The following is a 22950-nucleotide window of genomic DNA, read 5'->3' on the forward strand; positions in this document are numbered from 1 at the left end:
TTCCTCCCGGCCTCTGGGCGCCGGCACGGGCCACGTCCGCGCGCGCCCCGCCGCGTTCGGCGTCCTGGGGATCAACGTCGAGGGGGAGCGCCCGGCGGGCCGGGGGTCTAGTCCTGCGCCGCGTACGCCGCCCGCAGCACCTCGGCCACCTCGGGGCGGGTGAACTCGGGGGGCAGCGGCTCTCCGGCGCGCAGTTTCTCGCGCACCCGGGTGCCGCTCAGGACGAGGTGGTGCTCGCGGCCGTGCGGGCAGGTGCGCGGGCTGACGAGCTGGCCGCAGCTCTGGCAGTAGTAGGTGTGCTCGAACTTCAGAATCTGAATCCCCAGTTCCCCGGCCGTAAAGGCCGAGAAGATCTCCTGCGCGTCGTAGGTGCCGTAGTAGCTCCCCACGCCTGCGTGGTCGCGGCCCACGATGAAGTGGGTCACCCCGTAGTTGCGGCGCGACAGGGCGTGCAACACCGCCTCGCGCGGCCCGGCGTAGCGCATGGCGGCGGGGTACACGCTCAGCAGGCTGCGTTCCCGGGGATAGTAGCGGTCCAGCAGCACTTCGTAGGCCTGCACGCGCGCCTTTGCGGGCACGTCGTCGCCCTTGGTGGTGCCGACCAGCGGGTGCAGCAGCAGCCCGTCCACCAGTTCCAGCGTGACCTTGTGCAGGTACTCGTGCGCCCGGTGAATCGGGTTGCGCGTCTGGAACGCCACCGAGGTCCGCCAGCCGCGCGCCTCGATGACTTCCCGGACCTCGGCAGGTGTGCGGTGGTGCCGGGGAAAGGCGCCGCGCGGAACCTCGAACAGGGTCACCGGCCCGGCGAGGTTCACGTCCCCCCCCGCGTACAGCGCCGCCACGCCGGGGTGATCGGGGTCCTGGGTGCGGTAGACCTCGCGGGCCTCCAGGGCCTTGCGGGCCTCGTAGCGTTCCTGCACGTCCAGCGTGCCCACCGCCTCGCCGCCGCGCGTGAGAACCACCCGGCCCGTGTAAGCCCCCGCCGCCTCCCGGCTCACGGGCAGCGTGATGGGCAGGCTCCAGGGGGTGCCGTCCGCGAGGCGCATGTGCTCGATCACGCTCAGGTACTCCGCCTCGCCCAGGAAGCCCGTCAGCGGCGAGTACGCCCCCGTCGCCAGCATTTCCAGGTCGGCAAAGGCGCGGTCGGAGAGTTCCAGCCGGGGCAAGCCCGTCAGCTCGGCCAGGTCAAAGTCGTGCCCGGCGCGGCGCACCCGGTGGACCAGGGTGCCGCCCAGCGGCGCGGGCAGCAGGATGGGAGAGGGAGCAGGAAGGGTGGTCATGGTCAGCCTCGCGCGGTGGAAGTGGAATGAAAGGTTTAGTGGATGAAACGGGTCAACTTCTGGAGCAAAAAAAGGAGCCTGGGGCGTGTTCAGAGTTTGTTCTCTCCGGCCCACAGGCCGCATTCGGTCTTGCCCTTTCCGGCCCAGCGGCCCGCGCGGGCGTCCTCGCCGGGGCGCACGGCGCGGGTGCAGGTCCAGCAGCCCACGCTGAGAAAGCCGTCGAAATACAGCGGGTTGACCGGCAGACCGCGCTCGGCGGCGTAGGCTTCCAGCCGCTCGCGGGTCCAGTGGGCCAGGGGATTGACCTTGACGCGCGGGCCGCCCGTCTCGACGAAGGGAATGTCGGCGCGAGTGCTCGCCTGGTCCCGGCTGCGGGCGTTCAGCAGCGCGGACGGGGCCTTGTCCCGCAGGTAGGTCTGGAGCGGCGCGACCTTGCGAACGGCGCAGCAGGCGTCCGGGTCGGCGGCGTACAGGTCGGGCGGGGTCTGGCCGTCCTCGGGACTCGCCCCCGCGTTCAGGGTCACGAAAGTCATCTGCGGGTACCGCGCGGCGAGGCGGTCCCGCGTCGCCAGCGTCTCCGGGAAGTGGTAGCCCGTGTCCACGAACACCACCTCGCCCCGGTAGCCTGCCCGCGCCGCGAGGTCCAGCAGCACGACCCCGTTGAGGTTGAAGGCACTCGGCATCAGCAGGTCGGGGGAGGTCTCCAGCGCCCAGGCGATCACTTCCAGCGGGTCGGTGTCCGGGGCGAAGGCGGGGGCACCCGGGTCGGCGTGTCCGGCGGCCTCACGGGGCGCACGCGGCTCGGTGGTCAGCGGCACGCCGCCCTGCTCGGGGGTCCGCACGTCGGCGGCCGTCATGCGCCGTACCCCAGGTGCGCGAGGAGCTGGCGTATCCCCTCCTCCACGCTGATCTGGTCGGTCCGCAGGTGCAGGTCGGGCGTCTCGGGGGCCTCGTAAGGATCGGAAACCCCTGTGAAGTGCGGCAGGTCACCTGCGAGCGCCTTGAGGTACAACCCCTTCACGTCCCGTTCGGTCACCACTTCCAGCGGCGCGTCCACGAACACTTCCGTGGGATGGGGCAGCGCCGAGAGGACCTCCCGCCGGGTGTCCGCGTAGGGGCTGATCGCGCTGACGAGCACCGTGACCCCGTGCTTGGCCAGCAGCCCCGCCACGAAGGCGATGCGCCGGACATTGGTGTCACGGTCCTCCCGGGAAAAGCCCAACCCCTTGCTGAGGTTCTCGCGCACGGCGTCACCGTCGAGCAGCTCGACGGCGACCCCGCGCGCCGCGAGGTCGTCCCGCAGCGCCGAAGCCAGCGTGCTTTTGCCCGCGCCCGACAGGCCCGTGAACCACACGACGCGGCCCGTGCCGGTTTCCGGGCGGTTCAGCGTGGCGGTCATGCCGTCACGACCTCCCGGTCGCCGCGCAGCACCGCGTCGGGTGTGAAGCGTTCGTGCCCCACCCGGTCGGCGTATTCGACGAAACTCTCGCCGGGGTGCTTGCCCGCGCGGAAGTCCGAGAGCACCGCCTCGGCGTACTCGTTCAGGCGCACGGCGGGCACCACGCCCTTCAGCTTGGTGCCGGTGCGCTGGGCCTGCCCGATGCTCCCGGCGAGGTGGACGTTGTAGACCTCTTCCTCGCCGCCCGTCTCCTTGTTGGCCCGCAGGGCGCCCATGAAGCCCAGGTCGGCCACCTGATAGCGGGTGCAGGCGTTCGAGCAGCCCGTCAGGTTGATGGTGAAGGGCACGTCCAGGTCACTGAACTTCGGCTCCAGGTCGTCCACGAGGTTCGCGGTGCGCGCCTTGGTCTCGGTGAGCGCCAGGCGGCAGAACTGGGTGCCGGTGCAGGCGATGGTCGTGCCGCGCAGGGTGGTCTTGGGCGCGAGGTCAAGCAGCGCCAGCTCGGCGCTCAGCTCGGCCAGGTCCTCAGTCTTCACGTGCGGGATGACCATGTTCTGGAAGGCGGTGGTCCGCAGCACGCCCTTGCCGTAGCGGTCGGCGAGGTCGGCCAGGCCGCGCGCCTTGCGCGGGTCGATGCGGCCCACGGTGGTCGCCACCACGACGTAGTTCAGGCCGTCCCGCTGCGGGTTGACCCCCAGCACGTCGTTGCCGCCGAAGCGGGCGACGGGGGCGGCGGGGCCGTCGGGCAGCTTGCGGCCCAGGTACTCGGTCTCCACGATCTCGCGAAAGCGCTCCACGCCGATGTCCTTGATCAGGAACTTCAGGCGGCTCTTCTTGCGGTTGACCCGGTAGCCGTGGTCGCGGTACGCCCCGGCGATGGCCCGGCCCACCTCCACCACTTCCTCCGGCTTGATAAAGACGCCCAGCCGCTTGGCGAGGTGCGCGACCGCCCCCAGGCCGCCGCCCACCCACACGTCGAAGCCGACCTCTCCATTCACCGTGTGCGCCAGAAAGCCCACGTCGTTGATCATGTGGATGCCTTCCAGCTCGGGGGTGGCCGTCAGGCTCATCTTGAATTTGCGCGGCAGGTCCTGAAAGTCGTTGCTGCCGGTCAGGGTGCCTTCCATCGCGAAGGCGATGGGCCGCACGTCGATGGTCTCGCGGGCGTCGAGGCCCGCCAGCGGCGAGGCGATCACCGCGCGCACCGTGTCGCCGCAGGCTCCCCGGGGGTGCAGGCCCAGCGGTTCGAGCCGGTCGAAAATCTCGGGAATCTTGTCGATGGTCAGCCAGTGAAACTGAAAGGCTTGACGGTCGGTCACGTCCAGAAAGCCGCGCCCGTACTCCTCCGCGATATTGGCGACCTCGCGCAGGGTCGAGGTGGCGAACTCGGCGCTGGGCACCCGCACGCGCATCATCAGGAAGCCGTCTTCTTGCGGCCGCTGCGGGTACACGCCCGCCCACTTCAGCAGGTCGATGCGCTCGGGGTCGATAAAGCCCTGCGCCGCGTACTGCGGGATCAGGTCGAAAATCTGGAAGGGGGGCAGCTCTTTTTTCAGGGTCTCGATGTCGCTCATGGTTGAAAGCTCCGGGGGAGAGGAGGTTGGAGGGCGCGCCGACGACCCGCCTCGGGTGCGGCCCAGAGTAGATGACAAGAGAGATCAACAATGTGGCTTGTCTGGGTAGGGCAGCCTTCAGAACAGCGTCACGTGGAACGCGACAACATGCGGGTTATGAAGCTCTGGCCGCTGCTGCTCGCCTCCGTCGCCTCGATCTCCCTGGCGGGCGGGGTGGAAGGCCCTGCTCTGCCCCGGCTCAACCTGGATGCCCGCACGATTGGGCGGAGTGCCGAGGCACAGACCGTCCAGGGTGTCCCCCGCGCGGATGGACCGACCTTCTTTTTCCCCACCCACGTCCGCGCCGTCATGAATAAGCCGGGCCAGCGTTGGCAGCCCCGGTATGACACGGAACTCCCCGGAGCTTACGTCGCCGTCTATCCGGTCGCTGGACTCCTCGCCCAGTACCCGGAGCGGGGCGAGCCGTGGAACGTCCGCACGCAGATGGATACCCTGCGTGCCTTGAACACTGGCCGCCTGGGGCTGAACGAAGTCAAGTGGCCCTTGACCCTGCCCTTTCTGCCGCTCGTGAACGCCAACCAATACGGCACGGGCGCGGCCCGGACCTTCAGGACACCTGCCTTGCAGGGCCTGCGCTACCTCGCCGTCCACTCCCAAGAGGACGGTGTGCGAATCAACCGCGAGCGTGTCTTCTACACCTTCCAGGGCCTCAGCCACGACGGACGCTTTTACGTCACGGTGCAGGTGCCCTACGCTCCCGCCAGCCTGCCCACCCGCGCCGAGCTGGACCGGACGAAGAACTACGATGTGGCTCCCTATCCGGCCGAAAGCAGGGGCAAAGGTCCAGCCTATGACGCCTATCGGCAGAAGGTGGACGCCTACCGTGCAGATCTCACCCGCAAATTGAACGCCGAGGAAGGCAAAGCAGACTTGCGCGCCCTCGACGCCCTGGTGCGCTCCATCCGGCTGCGCTAACTGCTCTCCTGCTCAGGCGTTGGGCTTGAGCAGATGCCCCAGGCAGTGCCCGTAGCTCACGCCCTGCCGCGCGTCGGTCACCAGGTCTTCCACGCTGAAGTCCTGCAAGACGCCCAGCATCGCGTCGCGCATCCGGGTATAGACGGTGGCGCGGACGTGGCAGCGGTTCTCCTCGACGCACGGCTCGTGCCAGTTGAGGCTGATGCATGAGAGGGGCGCGACCGGCCCGTCGATGGCCCGCACCACCTCGCACAGCGAGATCAGCCGGGGCTTGCGCGACAGCGCGTACCCGCCGCCGATGCCCTTCTTGCTCTTGACGATGCCCTTGGCGGTCAGCGCCGCCAGAATCCGCACCAGGTACGGCCGGTGGACGCCGGTCGCCTCGCTGATCTCCTCGCTGGACACCCAGCGCGCCGGGTCCTGGGCATCCAGCGCCTGGGTGCCCAGGAAGCCCAGCGCCTGAAAGGCGTACACGTCGGTGGCCGAGAGGCGCATGGGGGGAGGCTACCAGCTTCCGGCGGCCAGCCGCCAGCCGCTTATTCCCCGAAGCGCTCCCGCAGGTAGTTCAAGGCCGCCGGGTCGAATCTCCCGCCCGGCACCCAGCGTTCCTCCAGGTTCTCGGTGCCGAACATGGCCCAGGCCGCCGCCTCGGTCTCGGGGTCCCAGGGGCCAGCGGGCAGCGAGGTCGCGTAGTCCTCGATGATCAATCGGGCGCGCAGCCATTCCAGCTCGTCTTCGGTCAGCTCGCGGGTGGATTCGGGCCGCCCGAACAGCAGGTCGTGGAGGCCCAGCAGCCGCTCCAGCTCGCCGCAGGGGTCCGCGTGGTCGTCGGCGCGCAGGTTCACCCAGTCGTCGGTCAGGCCCGCGTACCCGCGCCCCGGCCCCACGCACAGCAGCGCCGCCGACTGCCGCCCGCGCCTGTCGCCCCCGGCGGCGTCCCCGGCCCGCAACGCCGCGAGCAGCCGCCGGGGGAGAGGCTGACCTCCCGCCCCCTCCCACGCTGCCCGCATCGCCTCCATGACCCCTGGCCCGGTCAGGATGTTGCCCTGCATCGCCACGTCCGTTCCCGCGTGGCCTCCCGCCCAGGCGTGGCAGCCCTCGCCCGTGAAGGTCACGCTGCGCCCGTCCGCCCCCACGATCCCGAACTGCCGCTGCTGGATGTCCGCGTCCTGCGCCTGGAACTGCGCGGCGACCTCCTGCGGCCCCAGCCCCGAGGCGAGCAGGCGCAGGCCGTCGGGGCCGAAATTCGGGTTCACGTAGCTCTGGGTGGCGACCGCGCCCACGCCCGAGCGCGCAAAGGGCACCAGCGCGCCGACCGCCAGGAACTTGCTCGCCACGGCGACGCCCAGGTCGCCCGTCACGGGGTCGCGCCCCACGATGGAAAAGGTCATGGGCCAAGGCTAGCAGCGGGGGGCTGGTGGGGGTCCGGTACTCTGGGGCCGTGCTTTTGAAAGCCTGTCTGAACGGTGACCGTCCGCCCGGCAGCCACCCGGCGCTGCCCGTCACGCCTGCCCAGCTCGCGCAGGCGGCGCAGGCGGCCGCCCAGGCGGGCGCGGGGGCGCTGCACCTCCACCCCCGGGACGAGGGCGGCCGGGAATCGCTGGAGGCGGGGGCCGTGGCCGCCGCGCTCAGGGTCGTGCGCGCCGCCTGCCCCGGCCTTCCCGCCGGGATTTCGAGCGGTTTCTGGATCCTGCCGGACGTGGCTGCCCAGCTTGCGGCGGCGCGGGCCTGGACCGTGCGCCCCGATTTCGTGTCCGTGAACTGGCACGAGGCCCACGCCCGGCCCCTGGCCGAGACACTGCTCGGCCTCGGCGTGGGTGTGGAAGCGGGGCTGTGACACCGGGAGGCGGCGCGGGCCTTTCTGACCTGGCCCCGGCGCGACCGGGCGCTCCGGATTCTCGTCGAGGTCATGGACCGGGGGCCGCAGGAGGCGCTGGACGAGGCCGCCGCCGTTCTCGCACTGCTGGACGAGGGCGGGGTCGGGCCGCCCCGCCTGCTGCACGGCGCGGGCAAGGGCGCCTGGCCCCTGCTGCAAGAGGCCGGGCGCCGGGGCCTGGATACCCGCACCGGCCTGGAAGACACCCTGACGCTGCCGGACGGCACGCCCGCACGGGACAACGCCGACCTCGTGCGGGCCGCCCGGGCCGTGTTAGCCTCCGCCCGATGACCTCCGCGCCCCCCTTTGCCGCCGCCGTCACCGAGCGCACCCGCCGCCTCCAGACCCGGCTGTGCGTGGGCCTCGACCCCCGCGCCGGGGCGTACCGGGACGCGGCGCACCTGCGGGAACATACCCTCGACGTGCTGGAGGCCGCCGCCCCCTACGCCGCTTGCCTCAAGCCGCAGCTCGCCTTTTTCGAGGCGCTGGGGCTGCCCGGCTTCGCGCTGCTGGAAGAGGTCTGCGGGGCCGCCCGCACGCTGGGCCTCCCGGTGATTCTCGACGGTAAGCGGGGCGACATCGGCTCGACGGCGCAGGCCTACGCGCAGGGCTGGTTGACGGGAGCGCACGCGGGGGACGCGCTAACCGTGAATCCCTTTCTGGGCTTCGGGACCCTCACCCCGTTTGTGGAAGCGGCGCGGGCCAACGGCGGCGCGGTCTTCGTTCTGGTGAAAACCAGCAATCTCGATCAGGCGGACCTCCAGGGCCAGGGCGTCAGCGAGCGGGTGGCGGCGGAAGTCGCCCGGTTGGGAGAAGAGGAGCAGGGCGAGTACGCCAGCGTCGGCGCGGTCGTGGGCGCGACCCATCCGGGCGACCTCGCCCGCTTCCGGTCGCTGATGCCCCGCGCGCTGCTGCTGCTGCCCGGGCTGGGCGCGCAGGGGGCGGCGGCGGCGGAACTGGCCCCGGCATTTCGCCCCGGCGGCACCGGCGCCTTGGCAAGCGCCAGCCGGGCCGTGCAGTACGCGCAGGGGCTGGACGTGGCGGCGAGCCGGGCGGCGGCGCGGGGACTGAGAGACGAGCTGAACGGCGCGCTGGCCCCGGCGCGCTGACATTTTTCACAGGTGAAGAAACGCTTAACCCTTCGGGGGGGTGCAGCGTCCTCCGGATTGACTAAGCTCAGGGCAGTTCCGTCATCGCAAGGTCAGCTCAAGCGTTCAGAAGCTTCCGTCTCCTGGGCTGGCGCCCGCCTGTGCAAGGTCAGGCGTCAGGCGCCGGACGATCAGTGAGGTCTTCTTATGCGGACGGTTTTCTCCCGAAGGCTGGCGCCCCCTGTCACCGCAGCCGCTTCCCAGGAGACCCTGCGGCTCAGCGTCGTCCCCGAGCGGGTGCTGCGGGCCTTTTTGTGGCTGATCGCGGGGTTGATCGTGGTGCCGACCCTGCTCAACCTGCTGCTGGCCGCCTCGCCGACGCTGGCGGACCAGGGCCTGTTCACCAAGCTCTACAACCTGACCTACCTGGACCGTGAGCAAAATCTGCCCTCCTACGTCTCCACCGCAGCGCTGTTCGTGTGCGCCGGGCTGATGTTCGTGATCGCGCAGGTGTCGAGGCGGCGCCAGCAGCGCGAGAACGCCTACTGGTGGGTGCTGGGCCTGGTGTTCCTGGGGCTGTCGTTCGACGAGACGGCGGGCGTGCACGAGGGGCTGTCGGAGTCGGCGTCCTCGGCTGCGGATTCGGCGGGACTGTCGTCGCTGGCGTCCCTGGGCTGGGTGACGCTGGGGCTGCTGTTCGTCGGGCTGTTCGCGGTGGTTTTTTTGCGGTTCTGGCTGCGGCTGGCGCCGCGTGTTCGCCTGCTGCTCGGGCTGGCGGCCGCGCTGTACCTCGGCGGCGCGCTGGGCATGGAGGTCCTGGGCAGCCGCCTGTCGGACCTCTACGGCTTCGACGACCTGCACTACAAACTCGCCGCGACGGTCGAGGAGACGCTCGAATTTCTGGGCACCGCCGTGCTGCTCTACGCCCTGCTGTGCTACCTGAGGCTGATGGTGGGCCGCCTCGACCTGCACTTCCGCTGAGGGGAAGGCGCCGCCGGGTAAGGCGGCCGGGCGCGGGGGCGCCGCAGGCTCAGGTGCCGCCCGGCGCCTCCCCGTGCGCCTCCCGCAATTTCCGCCAGCGCTCCGCCACCCGCGCCTCCCACCCCTCGCCGGTCGGCTCGTAGAGGCCGAGCGCCACGCCGCCGGGCAGGTAATTCTGCTGAAAGCTGCCCTCCGGGTCGTCGAAATAGTAGGCGTAGCCCTGGCCGTAGCCCTGAGAGCGCATCAGGGCGGTGGGCGCGTTGCGCAGGTGGACGGGCACGGGCAGCGTCTCGCCCTCGCGCACGGCGTTCAGGGCGTTTTTCCAGGCCACATACACCGAGTTGCTCTTGGGCGCCAGCGCGAGGTACACGACCGCCTGCGCGAGCGCGAGGTCGCCCTCCGGGCTGCCCAGGAACTCGGCGGTGTCGCGGGCGGCCACACACAGCCGCAGCGCCTGCGGGTCGGCCAGGCCGATGTCCTCGGCGGCCATGCGGACGATCCGCCGGGCGACGTACAGGGTGTCCGCGCCGCCCTCGACCATGCGGGCCAGCCAGTAGAGCGAAGCGTCCACGTGCGAGGCCCTGACCGACTTGTGCAGCGCGGAAATCAGGTTGTAGAAGTCCTCGCCGTTCTTGTCCATCGCCGGAAGGTGGCGCCCGAAAGCTTCGGTCACCGCTTCCGGGGTCACCGGGTCGGCGAGCGTCGCGGCGACCTCCAGCGTCGAGAGCGCCCGCCGCGCGTCGCCCTCCGCGAGCCGGGCGAGCAGGTCGAGGGCCTCCGGCTGGGCCGTCACCCCCGGCAGCCCGCGTGGGTCTGCGAGTGCGCGCTCCAGCAACCCGCGCACCTCCTCCTGCGTCAGCGCTTCGAGCACCAGCGTCCGCGCCCGTGACCGCAGCGCCGGGTTGACCTCGAAGCTGGGGTTCTCGGTGGTCGCGCCGATCAGGGTCAGCAGGCCCGACTCGACGTGGGGCAGCAGCGCGTCTTGCTGCGCCTTGTTGAAGCGGTGAATCTCGTCCAGAAAGAGGATGGTGCGTACGCCCCGGCCCCGCACGCGCTCGGCTTCCGCCACCGCCTCGCGCACGTCCTTGACGCCTGCCGACACCGCCGAGAGCGGGATGAAGTGGGCGCCCACCTCGGCCGCGAGCAGCCGCGCCAGGGTGGTCTTGCCCACGCCGGGCGGTCCCCACAAGATCAGTGACCCCAGCCGCCCGCTTTGCAGCACGCGCGTGAGCGGCTTGCCCGGCCCCAGCAGGTGTGATTGCCCCACGACCTCGGCGACGGTCTGCGGGCGCAGGCGCTCGGCCAGGGGGGCGGGCGGGTCGAAGAGGGTCACGCGGGGCAGGATAGCGGCCCTTTAAACAGTTTTTCAGGCTCGAAGAGCGAAGAGGTGCACCTGAAACTATTTTTTGCTGTTGAACAGGGTGAGTTGCCGGATGATCTCGGCATTTTGCTTGACCTGAATGAGGTCCATTCGCACTCGCGCCTCATCGGCAATCTGACTAATTTGTGCAGCGCTCTTGGCATTTAGCGACAGGGTGACGTATTCGGCATAGACCGTTTCGGCGGTACTCACCGCCGCAGCGGGGGTTACATCCCGCATTTGGCCTATGTCACCCTGAAATGCCTGCCCTAGCACCATGCCGCCCGCAAAGAGGCCGAGCGCTGCCGCCCATGCTTTTAGTTTCATAGACCCCACCTGTACCATGAGAAGCCACTCATAGCGTGCATATTTGCGGCGCTCGGCTCTGGATCTTGGTCACTCGGCCGGAGCGCTCAGGCTGACGACTGGCCGCTGTCAGTCCACGGCCCTATCCTCCTCACGTGCCTGCCCCTGATCCCGCTGAACGCTACATCCGCCTCGCCCACGCCATCGACGCGCACGCGGAAGGTTATATCGATGGCTACGGCGGTCCCGCCGAATGGGCTGACCGGACCAAGCGTGACCCCGCCAAGCTCCGGGCGGAAGCCGGAGCGCTCCTGGACGCGGTGTCGGAGGTGCAGGACCCGGCCCGCCGCACCTTCCTGACCGTGCAGGTGCGGGCGATGCAGACCATGACCCGGCTGCTCGCGGGCGAGGCCATCCCCTACGCCGACGAGGTGCGCGGCCTGTACGACATTGACCCCGTGCGGACCAGGGCGGCCGAGCTGGAAGCGGCCCTCTCGGCGCTGGACGCCGCGCTACCCGGCTCCGGCCCGCTGGAGGCGCGCGAGGAGGCGCTGCGGGCACGGGTGGCCGTGCCCAAAGACGACCTGCTGCGGGTGGCCGCGCCCATCCTCACCGAGCTGCGGCGGCGCACCCGGGAGCGCTTCGGCCTGCCTGAAGGTGAGGATTTTTCCATCGGGCTGGTGCAGGACAAGCCCTGGAGCGGCTACAACTGGCCGCTGGGCAACCTGCAAAGCCGCATCGACCTCAACACCGACCTGCCGGTGCTGCTGCCCGCGCTGCCCGACCTGCTCGCCCACGAGGGCTACCCCGGCCACCACACCGAACACGCGACCAAGGAGCAGCGGCTGGTGCGGGGGCGCGGCTGGCACGAGCACAGCATTCAGCTGATCAACGCGCCCGAGTGCGTGGTCTCCGAGGGCGTCGCCACCAACGCCCTGCGCGCCCTGATGGAAGAAGGGGAGGTCGAGGCCTGGCTCACGGGCGAGCTGGCGGGGGTAGCGGGCCTCGACCCCGACGACGTGCGGGCCTACCTGGCCGCCAGCCGCGCCCGCGACGGGCTGCGGGGAGTCAGCGGCACGGCGGCGCTGATGCTGCACGGGGACGGCGCCCCCGAGCGCGAGGTGCTCGACTTCCTGATGCGCTTCGGGGCCGCGCCCGAGGCCCGCGCCCGCCAGAGCCTGCGCTTCATCTCGCAGCCCACCTTCCGGGCGTACATCTTCACCTACAGCGTGGGCGGCGACCTCGTGAAAGGATGGCTGGAGCGTGGGGGCACCCCCGCCTTCGCCCGCCTGCTGCAAGAACCCCTGACGCCGGGCGACCTGCGCGCGGCGCGGGCCTGAGAGGGAGTTCAGGGCGCTGGTGCTGGGGCTGGGGCGCCTGCGGGCCGCCGCCGAGGCCGGGTTGCCCCGCTGGAGGCCGGGCAGGGCTGCGTGCGGCAGACCTTCGTGGGGGACTGAAGGCTAAGCCGGGCGCGGGACGCGGCGCGCGGGTCAAGGCTGTCTCGCGCGCCGCTCCCTGCCTCCCCGCTCCCCGAACACGTCCGCGAGCGCCGCCCGCGCCGCCCAGTACCCGCTCATCCCGTGGATGCCGCCGCCGGGCGGCGTGGCGCTGGAGCACAGGTACACGCCGCGCGCGGGGGTGCGGTACGGGGTGGGGGTGGGCAGCGGGCGGGCCAGCAGCCCCCACAGGTCGCCCCGGCCCCCGTTCACGTCGCCGCCCCGAAAGACCGGGCTGAAGGCCTCCAGCTGCCGCGCGTTGGTGGTCACCCGCGCCAGCACGAGGTCGCGGAAGCCGGGGGCGGCCCGCTCGATCTGCGCCTCGATCACGTCGGCGTAGGTGTCGGGCGTGCCCGGCGGCGTGTGCGCGTAGGCCCAGAAGGTGTGCCCCCCCGCCGGGGCGCGCGTGGGGTCGAAGAGGGTGTGCTGCGCGGCGAGCACGTAGGGCCGGTCCGGGGCCGCGCCGCGCGCCACCTCGACCTCCGCGCGCGCGATCTGCTCCAGCGAGCCGCCAAGGTGCAGGGTGCCCGCCCGCGCCAGGGCCGGGTCGCGCCACGGGACCGGTCCCTGGAGGGCGTAATCGAGCTTCAGCAGACCGGGGCCGTAGCGGTAGCGCGAGAGCCACGCGCGGTAGCCCGGCGTGACCCGGCTTCCCAGCAGGTTCAGCAGCGCGGCGGGGCTGGAATCCACCAGCACCGCGCGGGCGGGCGGCAGGTCGCTCAGGGAGCGGACCTCCACCCCCATCTCGATCTCGCCGCCCAGAAAACGCAGGTAGCCCACCAGCGCGTCCGTGAGCGACTGCGCCCCCCCACGTGGAAAGGGCCAGCCGACCGCGTGCGCGAGGGTGCCCAGCATCAGCGCCGCCGCGCCTGTGCCGGGGGTGGAGAGCGGCAGGTTCGCGTGCGCGGCGAGGCCCGCCCAGGCCGCCCGCGCCTCGGGGGTGCGCAGCAGGCCCGCCGTCCAGGCGGCCGGGGGCACCCCGCGCAGCCCGAAGCGCGCCAGCGTCAGCGGGTGCCGGGGCCAGCGGGGCAGGGGCCGCAGCACGTCGTCGAGGACCCCGCGCCAGTCGGCCACCAGCGGCCCGAACAGGGCACGCCACGCGGCTCCGTCCGCGCCCAGGGTCCGCGCCGCCGCCTCCAGCTCGCGCTCCACGACCACGCCGGTTCCGTCCTCCAGCACGTGCCCGAAAGGCGCGTCCGGCTGCACCCACTCCAGCCCGAAGGCGTGCAGCGGCCATTCCCGCAGGGCAGGCGAGGCGTACCCCAGCGGGTGAACCGCGCTGCCCAGGTCGTGCCGGTACCCGGGGAGGGTCGTCTCGGCGCTGCTCAGACCGCCGCCGGGGTGGGCGCGGCGCTCCAGCACCCGCACCCGCAGCCCCGCGCGCGCGAGCGTGACGGCCGCCGTCAGCCCGTTGGGTCCTGCGCCCACGATCAGGGCGTCGAGTGGCGGGGCCGGGGTCATGGAAGCAGGGTAAGGGTTTGGGCGGGCGTCCGGGGGCGGGAGGAACGGGGCGCCCGCACCTTTTCCCCGCGCGGCGCTACACTTCCCCCCAATGGAAATCGGCGCGACCGTCGCGGACCGCTACCTGCTGCGCGCCCTGTTGGGCGAGGGCGGCAGCGCCAAGGTCTACCGCGCCGAGGACATCCGCCTGGGCCGCGAGGTGGCGGTCAAGGTGCTGCATCCCCACCTGCCGGAAGGCGAGCGCGCCCGCTTCTTGCGCGAGGTCCGGACGCTGGCCCGCCTGACCCATCCCGGCGTGGTCCCGGTGCTGGACCTCGGGGAGGTGGCGGGCGAGGGGGGAGAGGGGCGGGTCTTTTTCACCATGCCGCTGCTGCGGGGGCCGATCACCGCGCTGGGGCCGCTGGAGGACGCGCCGGGACCGCTGGCGGCCTTCTTGACCGCCGCCGCCTTCGCCTCGCGGGCGCTGGGCTTTATTCACGGGGAAGGCATCGTCCACCGCGACCTGACCCCCGGCAACGTGCTGCTCGACGCGTCCGGACTGCCCCGGCTGATGGATTTCGGGCTGGTGGCCCTCTCCGAGCACACCCGGCACCTCACCCGCTCGGGGGTCACGCTGGGCACGCCCGCCTACATGGCGCCCGAGCAGGCGCGCGGGGTCGGGGTGGGGCCGCGCAGCGACCTCTACGCGCTGGGGGCGGTGCTGTACCGGGTGGCCTGCGGCTCGCCGCCCTTTGTGGGAGACAGTGACCAGAGCGTGCTGTTTCAGCATGTGTACGAGGCCCCCGCCGATCCGCGCGACCTCAATCCGGCGGTGCCCGGCGCGGTGGCGCGGGTGCTGCTGACCCTGCTCGCCAAGGCCCCCGAGGACCGCCCCGAGAGCGGGGAGGCCGCCGCGCACCTCTGGGCGCTGGCGCGGCGCGAGGTCTGGACCGCGCACGCGCGCGGGCAGTACCGGGGGGGCCGCGTCCGCACCGGCGAGCACCCCGACGGCCCCGCCCGCGCCGAGGGATTGCAGGAAGCCTGGAGCGTGCCGCTGCCCGGCGAGGTCACCTGGCCCGCCGCCGTGGTGGGCGAGGGCGACCTGCTGGCGGTGGGCACCCGGGGCGGCCAGCTGGTGCTGATGCACGCGTCCGGGCGGCCCTACGCGACCTACGCCGCCCGCGACGAGGTGACGGCCCCGGCGACCTTTGTGGGCGGCCACATCCTCTACGGCGCCTGGGACGGCACCCTGCGGCGGGTCGGGCTGGCAGACGGTCAGGAGGTCTGGCGCCACCAGGCCCGCGCCGAGTTCACCGGGGCGCCGACCCTGTGGGGGGGCCGGGTCCTGGCCGCCAGCCGCGACGGGCACCTGCACGCGCTGGGCGCCCGCACCGGCGAACTCGCCTGGGCCTACCGCGCGGGCGGGCCGGTCGCCGCCTCGCCGGTGGTGTGGGCGGGCGCCGCGCTGCTGTGCGACGAAAACGGCTGGCTGCACGCCCTCGACGCCCGCAGCGGGTCTCCGCTCTGGAAAGTCGAGGTCGGCACCGTCCACGCCACGCCCGCCCTGCTGCCCACCGCGCCGGGCCGCGCCACCCTGCTGGTCCCGACCTGGCCGGGCGAGGTCCACGCGCTGGCCCTCAGCGCCGCTTCCGGCCGGGTGACCCTGGAGGGCCAGGACCCTACCCTCTGGACCTACGACCTGGAAGACGAGGTCTGGGCCGCGCCCGCCGTCACCGGAGGCGGCGCGCCCGGCGGCCTCGCCATCGTGGCGGGCTGGGGGGGCACCGTGCGCGCCCTGCGTCTCGCGGACGGCGAGGACGTGTGGGCGCACACCCTGGAAGGCCGCGTGACCGCCAGCCCGGTCCTCAGCGGGGGGCTGGTCTTTCTGGCCTCCGAGGCCGGGGAACTCGCTGCCCTCGACGTCCGCAGCGGGGCCGTGCGCTGGCACCGGCGCGAGCGCGAGGGCGTGCAGGCCACGCCGCTGGCCGCCGCCGGAACCCTCTACGTGGCCTTTATGAACGGCACCCTGCGGGCCTACCGCGCCGGGGCGGGAGAGCCGCAGTAGACCCGCCCCGGGGGGGGGCTGGCGCAGAGAAAACCCGTTCAGCAGGGCGAGAAGCAAGAGCGTCCCGGAAAGCCCAGGGCCGGGGCGACCCTCCCTCCCTTCTGGTCAGGCCCTGGTGGCCAGGCCCCTGCCAGGGGTCCTTTCGCACGGGTGGGAGGCGGCCCCGGGGGCTGGCCCCACCCGGTGGCGCGGCCGGTGGTGCGGCCGCAATCCGGCGGGGGCTGACGTTTGTCTGCCCTTCCCGGGCGTACACTCGCCGCAGCGTCGTTTCCCCCCTTCCCGTTCCCGGAGGTCTGCCCATGCCCAACATCGGTCCTGCTGAACTGCTCGTCATTCTGGTGATCGCCCTGCTGGTGTTCGGCCCGCGCAAGCTGCCTGAACTCGGCAAGAGCCTCGGCGCGGGCATCCGCGAGTTTCGCCGGGGAACGGCGGGCCTCAAGGAGGAGCTGGAAGGCAGCCTGCGCGAGGGTCCGGCCGCCCCTGCGCCGGCCGCTGCGCCCGTGCAGACCGTGGTCGCCCAGGCGGTCGTGCCTGCGGTGACCCCCGCGCCGCCCACCCCCGTGGCGCCCCAGGCCGTCACGCCCGCCCCCGCAGCGGCCCCGGCTGCCCCGGCGGACGACGCGCCCCGTTCCTGAGCGGCGGCCCTGGGGGCTGATTTGTGCGCTGGGTGAAAGACCGCCGCTGTTAGATTGCCTGCGTGAGCTGTGACCGCGTGGCACCCCAGGCCTTTTTCCCCGCACCCTCCGTGACCCGGCCGGAGCGCCGCTGATGCTCGCCCGCGCCCGCAGCGTGGCATTGATCGGCGTGGACGCCGTGCCCGTCGAGGTCGAGGTGGACGTGAGTCCGGGCCTGCCCAGTTTTATGGTCGTCGGCCTCCCGGACCAGGCGGTCAGCGAGGCGCGCGAGCGGGTGCGCGCCGCCGTGCGCAACGCGGGCCTGCCCTTTCCCGCCGCGCGCATCACGGTGAACCTCGCGCCCGCCGACCTCCGCAAGGAAGGGCCGCTGTACGACCTGCCCATCGCGCTGGGGCTGCTCGCCGCGCAGGAACTGCTGCCCGCAGGCGCGCTCGCGGGGGTGGTCAGCGCCGGGGAACTGGCCCTGGACGGCACCCTGCGCCCCATTGCCGGGGCCGTCAACCTCGCGCTGCTCGCCGCGCAAGAAGGCCTGCCTGCCCTGCTGCCGGAGGGGAACGCCGCCGAGGCCGCCCTGATTGACGGGGTCAGCGTGTACGGGGCCGTCAGCCTGCTCGCGGCGGTGCGCCACCTGACCGGAGAAGTGAGGCTGGAAGCGGCGCCGCCCCCCGAACCCGCCCCCGCCGAGGCCGCCCTGCTCGACCTGGCCGACCTCAAGGGCCAGACGGCGGCCAAGCGGGCGCTGGAGATCGCGCTGGCCGGGGGGCACAACCTGCTGCTCGTCGGCTCGCCTGGCAGCGGCAAGACCATGCTGGCCCGGCGCGCGCCGGGGTTGCTGCCGCCCCTCACGCGGGCCGAGGCGCTGGAGGTCACCCGCATCCATTCGGCCGCCGGGCTGCTCGCCGCGCGGGGCGGGCTGGTGGGTCACGCGCCCTACCGCGCGCCGCACCACACCGTCAGCGACGCGGGGCTGATCGGCGGCGGCAGCGTGCCCAAGCCCGGCGAGGTCTCGCTGGCGCACCGTGGGGTCCTCTTTCTCGACGAATTTCCCGAGTTCTCGCGCAAGGCGCTGGAAACCCTGCGGCAACCCCTCGAAGACCGCACCGTGTCGATCAGCCGGGCGCGGGCCACCGTCACCTACCCGGCCAACTTTCAGCTGATCGCCGCCATGAACCCCTGCAAGTGCGGGCACCACGGCGACCCCGAAAAAGCCTGCACCTGCACCCCCGCCGAACGCACCCGTTACGCCGGGCGCCTCAGCGGCCCCTTGCTCGACCGCCTCGATCTGCTGGTGCGGGTGCCCAGGCTGACGGTCGAGGAGCTTTCCCGCGCGCCGGAGACCGAGGGCAGCGCCGCCGTCCGCGAGCGGATCGCCCACGCCCGCCGCCGCATGCTGGCCCGTCAGGGCACCCGCAACAGCGACCTCGCCGGGCAGGCCCTGCGTCGGCACGCGCCACTGGCCCCCGGGCCGGAGGCTTTCCTGCGCGCCGCTGCCCGCCAGCTCAGCCTGACGGGACGCGGCTACGACCGCGTTTTGCGGGTCGCCCGCACCGTCGCGGACCTCGCCGGCAGTCCGGAGATCCGCGAGCCTCACCTGGCCGAGGCCGTGACCTACCGCCCACGCGAGCTGACCTGACCCGGCTCCTGGCCCCGTGCAGGCTGCCGCACGGCTGACCTCGCCCGGTGGCCGCCGCGGCGGGTCCTTCCTTCAGTGCTCCGGCAACCAGGCCGCCCCAAGTCGGAGGCGGCCTGGCCCTTCATGCGGGGGGCCTGGGGTCAGGCGGTGCCCTCGCTGCTGTCCTGGCCGCTGCGGGCGGTGCCGTCGTCTGCGCCGCTGCCGTCTTCCATCAGCCCGCGCGGGTTGACGATGGCCGGGACGCTGCTCGCGTTGCCGTTGACGATGGCGGGCAGCGCGCCTGCCTCGTCCTGAAGCTGCTCGCCCTCGACGGGCGAATTCACCCGGTTGCTGCTGTCCTGCTCGACTTCCTCGACGCTCTTGCCCAGCGGAGCGTCGCCGTAGCGGTTGCCAGTCATGGGTCAGTGTGCCGCCGCCGCCGGGCCGGGCACGTGAGGCCTGGCTTGCGCGGGCCTTTAGGGCTGGCCCCTCCCCGGCCGCGCGGGCGAGGCCAGCAGCCCAGCCGCTATGCTGCCAGGAAGGTGAGGAGAAGCGAGCGATGACTGAGCGTGTGCTGACGGCCCTGAGGGGTCTGGGAATCGAGGGGACGCCCGCTGCGGCGCTGGAGCGCGAGGACGCTTTTTTCGCGCTGCTGGGCGAGATGCTGGTCTATCAGGACGCGCAGGGCACCCGCCGGGTCACGCTGCGCGACCTGACGCGCATTCACAGCGACCAGGGCGGGCTGCTGCGGGTCGAGACTCCGGCGGGCACCGCCCTGACCGCCAGCCTGCTGGGCTTCGACCCGGCGCAGGTGCAGCCCTTTTTCGCGCAGGTCCGCGACGCGACCGCCCGCGCCAAGAATCTTCCGGCCGCGCCGGTGCCCACCGCAGGCGGCCTCAAGACCTTCGGCAGCGCCCCCCGCGCGCCCATCGTGCTGGGTGAGGCGGCGCCTGCCCCTGCGGTCACCCCCCCCGCCGAAGCCCCCGCGCCGGGGACCGTCACGGTTCGGCCCAAGCTTCCGGCCGCCCAGATGCCAGCGCCCCAGACTTCGGCGCCCACGGCCCCGCAGCGGTCAGAGGAGCCGCCCACCCCGAAGGTCGGGGCGGTGAACACTTCGGCCAAGGCGGTTCCGGCGGCCCCCCCCCAGGTGTCGCCGGTCAAGGCCCCGCCCGCCGAGACGGTTCCGGCCCGTCCTGGGGACCTGCTCGCGGCCCTCGCGGAACGGGCCAGCGCCGTTCACGCCTTGGTGGGCCGCCTGCGGCTGCTCGCCGTGGTGCTGGGGCTGGCGGCCGCCGGGCTGGCGGTGATCCAGTACCTTGACGAAAATCCCTTCCAGGGCCTGTGGACGCTGATCGCGGGGGGGGTGGGGGCCATCGCGCTGCTGATCTTCGCGGACGTGACCCGCCTGATCGTGACCCTGGCCCGGGCGGTGGCCGGAGAGCGCGCCGCCGAGCCTGCGCGCTCCGAGACCGCTCGCCCGGATGCGTCCCGACCCTGAGCTGGCCCGTCACGCGGCGCGCGAGCTGGTCGCCGGGGCCGTCGCCATCCCGTCGGTCTCGGGCGAGGAGGGCGCCGCCGCCGCGTTCCTGACGGGCTGGATGGCCGGGCACGGCTTCGCGGCGCACATCGACCAGGCCGGAAACGCGGTGGGCGAGCGCGGCAGCGGTCCCCTCACGGTGGTGTTGCTGGGACACATCGACACGGTGCCCGGCGACATCCCGGTGCGGGTGGAGGACGGGGTGCTGCACGGGCGCGGCAGTGTGGACGCCAAGGGCAGTTTCTGCGCTTTCGTGGCGGCGGTGGCGGCCCTGCCCCCGGCGGCGCTGGCTGGAGCACGTTTCGTGTGTGTCGGCGCGACCGAGGAGGAGGCGCCCAGCAGCCGGGGTGCCCGCCACGCCGCGCGCGCCTACCAGCCCGATTTCGTGCTGATCGGGGAGCCGAGCGGCTGGGAGGGCCTGACGCTGGGGTACAAGGGCCGCCTGGTCGCGCGGGTACGGGTCCAGAAGGACAACTTCCACACGGCGGGCGATGGCACCAGCGCCGCCGACGACCTCGCGGAAGGCTGGTGGCGCGTCCGCGAATGGGCGGCCCGCACCTCCGGCGACGGTGTCTTCGACGCGGTGCAGGCCACCCTGGGCGGGCTGGCCTCGCACAACGACGGGCTGACCCAGGTGGCCGAGGGCACCTTCAGCCTGCGTCTGCCCCCGCGCCTGAGTCCCCGCGCGGCGGAAGACGCGCTGCTCGCCGCGCTGGAGGGCCTGCCTGCCCACGTCACCTTCAGCGGACACGAGAGCGCCGTGCGCCACCCGCGCGACAACGCGCTGACCCGGGCGCTGCGGGTCGCCATCCGGGCGCAGGGAGGCACGCCCGTCTTCAAGGTCAAGACCGGCACCAGCGACATGAACGTGGTCGCGGAGCTGTGGCCGGTGCCCACCCTGGCCTACGGCCCCGGCGACAGCGCCCTCGACCACACGCCGCAAGAACGCCTCGACCTCGGGGAGTATGACCGCGCCGTCGCCGTGCTTCAGGCCGCGCTGACCCGCCTCGCTGCGGGCACGGCGCGGGCGGGTGAGGCGTCCCCGGCGACCTCCTGATACGGGTGCCGTCCAATCCGTCATCAAACCGGGAGAGCGCCGATTTAATAACTCCTTTCCCGGCACCCGTATGCCTCGATCAACGTGGCCTCAAGGCCAGCTTCGCCCCGCGCGTGAGACACTTGGGCTTCCGCCGTGCCTGGATTCGGTCCCGGCAGGCCACGCTCCCGCGGGGGTGGCCTGCCCGGAGACCGGCCCCCTGTGCCCGTTTCCCGACCTGCTTTGTCGCCTTCCTGAGTTGCCCCCTGCCCCCGGAGACCCATGGACCCCGTCACCATCCTGCTGCTGCTGTTCGCCCTGGCCCTGCTGCTGTTCGCCACCGAGTGGCTGCCCGTGGACGTGACGGCGCTGCTGCTGCTGGGCGCGCTGCTGGCGCTGGGGCTGCTGGCGCCGAAGGAAGCCTTCGCGGGGTTCGGCAGCGACACGGTCTTGACGCTCGCCAGCCTGTTCGTGCTGACGCGGGTGCTGCTGCGGGCCGGGGTGATCGAGTGGGTGGGCGTCACCCTGGCCCGGCGCGCCCGCAACGCCGCCGGGATGGTGCGCGGGATGCTCAGCGCCGTGGCGGGGGTCAGCGCCTTTACCAGCAACACCGCCACGACCGCCGTCTTCCTGCCGGTCGTGACCGGACTGGCGCGGCGGGCGGGCATCGCGCCCAGCCGGGTGCTGATGCCGCTGGCCTACGCCAGCATCCTGGGCGGGACCATCACCGTGATCGGCACGAGCACCAACCTGGTCGTGTCGGGCGCGCTGCCCGCTGCTGGCCTTCCCCCGCTGGGGTTTTTCGAACTCGCCTGGGTGGGGGTGCCGGTGGCCGCGGTGGGGCTGCTGTACCTCTTTTTCGTCGCGCCCCGGCTGCTGCCCGCCCAGGACGCCGCCATCGAGGAATCGCTGCGCGCCTACCTCGCGGACCTGACGGTGGCGCCGGGCAGCCCGCTCGCCGGGCAGACGCTGCGCGAGTCGGGCCTGGGCCGCGACCACGGCCTGACGGTCGTCGCCGTGCGGCGCGGCGACCAGACCATCTACGCTCCTGGCCCCGCTTTCGCAGTCGAGGAGGGCGACACGCTGGCAGTTGAGGGGCCGACCGACCGCATCCTGACCGGGAAAAGCACCCTGGGCGTCTTTTCCAAGAGCGAGCAGAAGCTCCAGGTGGGGGGCGTGGCCCCGGTGCGGCTGGTCGAGGCGGTCGTGCTGCCCGGCAGCATCCTGATCGGGCGCACCCTGCGCGAGGCGCGCTTTCGCGAGCGCCACGGGGTCTCGGTTCTCGCGCTGCACCGCCGCGCCCGCACCGTCGAGCGGCTGGGCAACCTGCGCGTTCATGTCGGCGACGTGCTGCTGATTCAGGGCACCCCCGAGCGCGTCGCGGGACTGGGCGACCACCTCACCCTGCTGGGCGACCTCACCGAGGAGCAGCGCGACCTGCGCAAGGCGCCGCTGGCCCTGCTGCTGTTCGGCGGGGCGGTGCTGACGGGTGGTCTGGGCCTGTTGCCGCTCAGCGTGGCGGTGGTAATTGCGGTCGCGTTGGCGCTGGCCCTGCACCTCGTCACGCCGGAAGAAGCCTACCGCTCGGTCGAGTGGCCGGTGATCGTGCTGGTCGCCTGCATGCTCGCCTTCGGCAGCGCGTTCGAGGACACCGGGGCCGCGCGGGTGCTCACGACGGCCATCTCGGGCGTGCTGGAGCCGCTGGGACCCCACGGTCTGCTGGCCGCCCTCTTCACCGTGACGGTCGCGCTGACCCAGCCCATGAGCAACCAGGCTGCCGCGCTGGTCATGCTGCCGCTCGCCATCGGCACCGCGGGGGCGCTGGGCTACGACCCGCGCCCCTTCGTGATCGGGGTCACCGTGGCGGCGAGCAACTCCTTTATCACGCCGCTGGAGCCGTCGTGCATGCTGGTCTACGGTCCGGGCCGCTACCGCTTCCTGGACTTCGTGCGCGTCGGCTCCGGCCTGACAGTGGTGACCTTCGTGGTGGCGATGCTGGTGATTCCGCGCGTCTGGCCCTTCTGACCCCCTCCCCGCCCGTCCGGCAAGGATTGCTTTACAGCAGGCAGGGGGCGGTTTGTGTGATCGGCTGTTATGCTGCGCCCATGAGTTCAGACCGCAGCCATGCCCGGATGACGTGGGCGTTCGTCGTGCTCGCGCTCGGCGCGCTCGTCGGCATCGGCACGACCGCCGCCCTGCTCGCCCGCAAGGACCGCCCCCTGCCCGACGACCCCGACGCGCCGCTGTTCATCTGAACCGGGGCGGGGAGTAGGCAAACGGAGCGCAGTGC

General features: G+C 72.5%; 23 protein-coding genes. 13 read left to right on the forward strand and 10 right to left on the reverse strand.

The features are described from left to right. Positions 1–107: 107 nt before the first annotated feature. The 4 genes from sat to HNQ09_RS00385 form a co-directional block, all read right to left on the reverse strand. On the reverse strand, positions 108–1280 hold the full coding sequence (gene sat, locus HNQ09_RS00370) for a sulfate adenylyltransferase (protein ID WP_184023957.1): 1173 nt from the start codon (positions 1278–1280) through the stop codon (positions 108–110). A gap of 89 nt (positions 1281–1369) precedes the next feature. Next, complete coding sequence (locus tag HNQ09_RS00375; protein ID WP_184023961.1) at positions 1370–2137, reverse strand: phosphoadenylyl-sulfate reductase; 768 nt, start codon at positions 2135–2137, stop codon at positions 1370–1372. After that, positions 2134–2679 (reverse strand): adenylyl-sulfate kinase, encoded by a 546-nt coding sequence (gene cysC / locus HNQ09_RS00380; RefSeq protein WP_184023964.1) that lies wholly within the window; start codon positions 2677–2679, stop codon positions 2134–2136. Before cysC ends, HNQ09_RS00375 begins: the two co-directional genes overlap by 4 nt. Further along, on the reverse strand, positions 2676–4253 hold the full coding sequence (locus HNQ09_RS00385) for a nitrite/sulfite reductase (RefSeq protein ID WP_184023966.1): 1578 nt from the start codon (positions 4251–4253) through the stop codon (positions 2676–2678). Before HNQ09_RS00385 ends, cysC begins: the two co-directional genes overlap by 4 nt. Positions 4254–4409: 156 nt before the next feature. Between HNQ09_RS00385 and HNQ09_RS00390 the strand changes: the two genes are divergently transcribed. After that, positions 4410–5228, forward strand: a complete 819-nt coding sequence (locus HNQ09_RS00390) for a hypothetical protein (RefSeq protein ID WP_184023969.1) — start codon at positions 4410–4412, stop codon at positions 5226–5228. A gap of 12 nt (positions 5229–5240) precedes the next feature. Here HNQ09_RS00390 and HNQ09_RS00395 read toward each other — a convergent pair whose 3' ends face one another. After that, a complete protein-coding gene (locus HNQ09_RS00395; protein WP_184023972.1) occupies positions 5241–5723 on the reverse strand; it encodes an Rrf2 family transcriptional regulator in 483 nt (160 codons plus the stop codon). Between the two features lie 41 nt (positions 5724–5764). Continuing rightward, on the reverse strand, positions 5765–6619 hold the full coding sequence (locus HNQ09_RS00400; protein ID WP_184023974.1) for a DUF1028 domain-containing protein: 855 nt from the start codon (positions 6617–6619) through the stop codon (positions 5765–5767). Between the two features lie 50 nt (positions 6620–6669). On the opposite strand from HNQ09_RS00400, the gene HNQ09_RS18735 reads away from it, so the two are divergent. The 4 genes from HNQ09_RS18735 (at position 6670) to HNQ09_RS00415 (ending at position 9173) form a co-directional block, all read left to right on the forward strand. Continuing rightward, positions 6670–7065 carry a 3-keto-5-aminohexanoate cleavage protein gene (locus tag HNQ09_RS18735; protein ID WP_343057546.1) on the forward strand — a complete coding sequence of 132 codons (396 nt, stop codon included), beginning with the start codon at positions 6670–6672 and terminating at the stop codon, positions 7063–7065. 72 nt (positions 7066–7137) lie between these two features. Then, complete coding sequence (locus HNQ09_RS18740) at positions 7138–7395, forward strand: 3-keto-5-aminohexanoate cleavage protein (RefSeq protein WP_246363042.1); 258 nt, start codon at positions 7138–7140, stop codon at positions 7393–7395. Beyond that, complete coding sequence (gene pyrF / locus HNQ09_RS00410) at positions 7392–8213, forward strand: orotidine-5'-phosphate decarboxylase (RefSeq protein ID WP_184023976.1); 822 nt, start codon at positions 7392–7394, stop codon at positions 8211–8213. The genes HNQ09_RS18740 and pyrF overlap by 4 nt, the downstream gene beginning before the upstream one ends. 186 nt (positions 8214–8399) lie before the next feature. After that, positions 8400–9173 (forward strand): hypothetical protein, encoded by a 774-nt coding sequence (locus HNQ09_RS00415; RefSeq protein WP_184023978.1) that lies wholly within the window; start codon positions 8400–8402, stop codon positions 9171–9173. A gap of 49 nt (positions 9174–9222) precedes the next feature. On the opposite strand, the gene HNQ09_RS00420 is transcribed toward HNQ09_RS00415, so the two are convergent. After that, positions 9223–10506, reverse strand: a complete 1284-nt coding sequence (locus HNQ09_RS00420; protein WP_184023980.1) for an AAA family ATPase — start codon at positions 10504–10506, stop codon at positions 9223–9225. Between the two features lie 66 nt (positions 10507–10572). Beyond that, entirely contained in the window at positions 10573–10860 is a 288-nt protein-coding gene (locus HNQ09_RS00425; protein WP_184023982.1) for a hypothetical protein, read from the reverse strand. Positions 10861–10994: 134 nt separating this feature from the next. Here HNQ09_RS00425 and HNQ09_RS00430 point away from each other — a divergent pair, with 134 nt between their 5' ends. Further along, positions 10995–12179 (forward strand): hypothetical protein, encoded by a 1185-nt coding sequence (locus HNQ09_RS00430; protein ID WP_184023985.1) that lies wholly within the window; start codon positions 10995–10997, stop codon positions 12177–12179. Between the two features lie 150 nt (positions 12180–12329). Here HNQ09_RS00430 and HNQ09_RS00435 read toward each other — a convergent pair whose 3' ends face one another. Beyond that, positions 12330–13796: a phytoene desaturase family protein gene (locus HNQ09_RS00435; protein ID WP_184023987.1), complete on the reverse strand. Its 1467-nt coding sequence runs from the start codon at positions 13794–13796 to the stop codon at positions 12330–12332. A gap of 91 nt (positions 13797–13887) precedes the next feature. Here HNQ09_RS00435 and HNQ09_RS00440 point away from each other — a divergent pair, with 91 nt between their 5' ends. From HNQ09_RS00440 to HNQ09_RS00450, 3 genes are all read left to right on the forward strand, one after another. Beyond that, positions 13888–15840, forward strand: coding sequence for a serine/threonine-protein kinase (locus HNQ09_RS00440; RefSeq protein WP_184023989.1), 1953 nt, complete (start codon positions 13888–13890; stop codon positions 15838–15840). A 299-nt stretch (positions 15841–16139) separates the two neighbouring features. Then, positions 16140–16475 (forward strand): Sec-independent protein translocase subunit TatA/TatB, encoded by a 336-nt coding sequence (locus tag HNQ09_RS00445; RefSeq protein ID WP_184023992.1) that lies wholly within the window; start codon positions 16140–16142, stop codon positions 16473–16475. Between the two features lie 133 nt (positions 16476–16608). Then, positions 16609–18108 (forward strand): YifB family Mg chelatase-like AAA ATPase, encoded by a 1500-nt coding sequence (locus HNQ09_RS00450; protein ID WP_184023995.1) that lies wholly within the window; start codon positions 16609–16611, stop codon positions 18106–18108. 140 nt (positions 18109–18248) lie between these two features. Here HNQ09_RS00450 and HNQ09_RS00455 read toward each other — a convergent pair whose 3' ends face one another. After that, complete coding sequence (locus tag HNQ09_RS00455) at positions 18249–18506, reverse strand: hypothetical protein (protein ID WP_184023998.1); 258 nt, start codon at positions 18504–18506, stop codon at positions 18249–18251. Positions 18507–18646: 140 nt separating this feature from the next. Between HNQ09_RS00455 and HNQ09_RS00460 the strand changes: the two genes are divergently transcribed. From HNQ09_RS00460 to HNQ09_RS00475, 4 genes are all read left to right on the forward strand, one after another. Beyond that, on the forward strand, positions 18647–19585 hold the full coding sequence (locus tag HNQ09_RS00460) for a hypothetical protein (protein WP_184024002.1): 939 nt from the start codon (positions 18647–18649) through the stop codon (positions 19583–19585). Then, the gene (locus HNQ09_RS00465; protein ID WP_184024005.1) at positions 19569–20681 is read left to right on the forward strand and encodes a [LysW]-lysine hydrolase; all 1113 of its coding nucleotides are present in this window, start codon (positions 19569–19571) and stop codon (positions 20679–20681) included. Before HNQ09_RS00460 ends, HNQ09_RS00465 begins: the two co-directional genes overlap by 17 nt. A 261-nt stretch (positions 20682–20942) precedes the next feature. Further along, complete coding sequence (locus HNQ09_RS00470) at positions 20943–22685, forward strand: SLC13 family permease (protein WP_184024007.1); 1743 nt, start codon at positions 20943–20945, stop codon at positions 22683–22685. Between the two features lie 80 nt (positions 22686–22765). After that, positions 22766–22915 carry a hypothetical protein gene (locus tag HNQ09_RS00475; RefSeq protein WP_184024010.1) on the forward strand — a complete coding sequence of 50 codons (150 nt, stop codon included), beginning with the start codon at positions 22766–22768 and terminating at the stop codon, positions 22913–22915. Positions 22916–22950 lie beyond the last annotated feature (35 nt).

It is taken from the genome of Deinococcus budaensis, assembly GCF_014201885.1.
GTDB classification, from domain to species: Bacteria; Deinococcota; Deinococci; order Deinococcales; family Deinococcaceae; genus Deinococcus; species Deinococcus budaensis.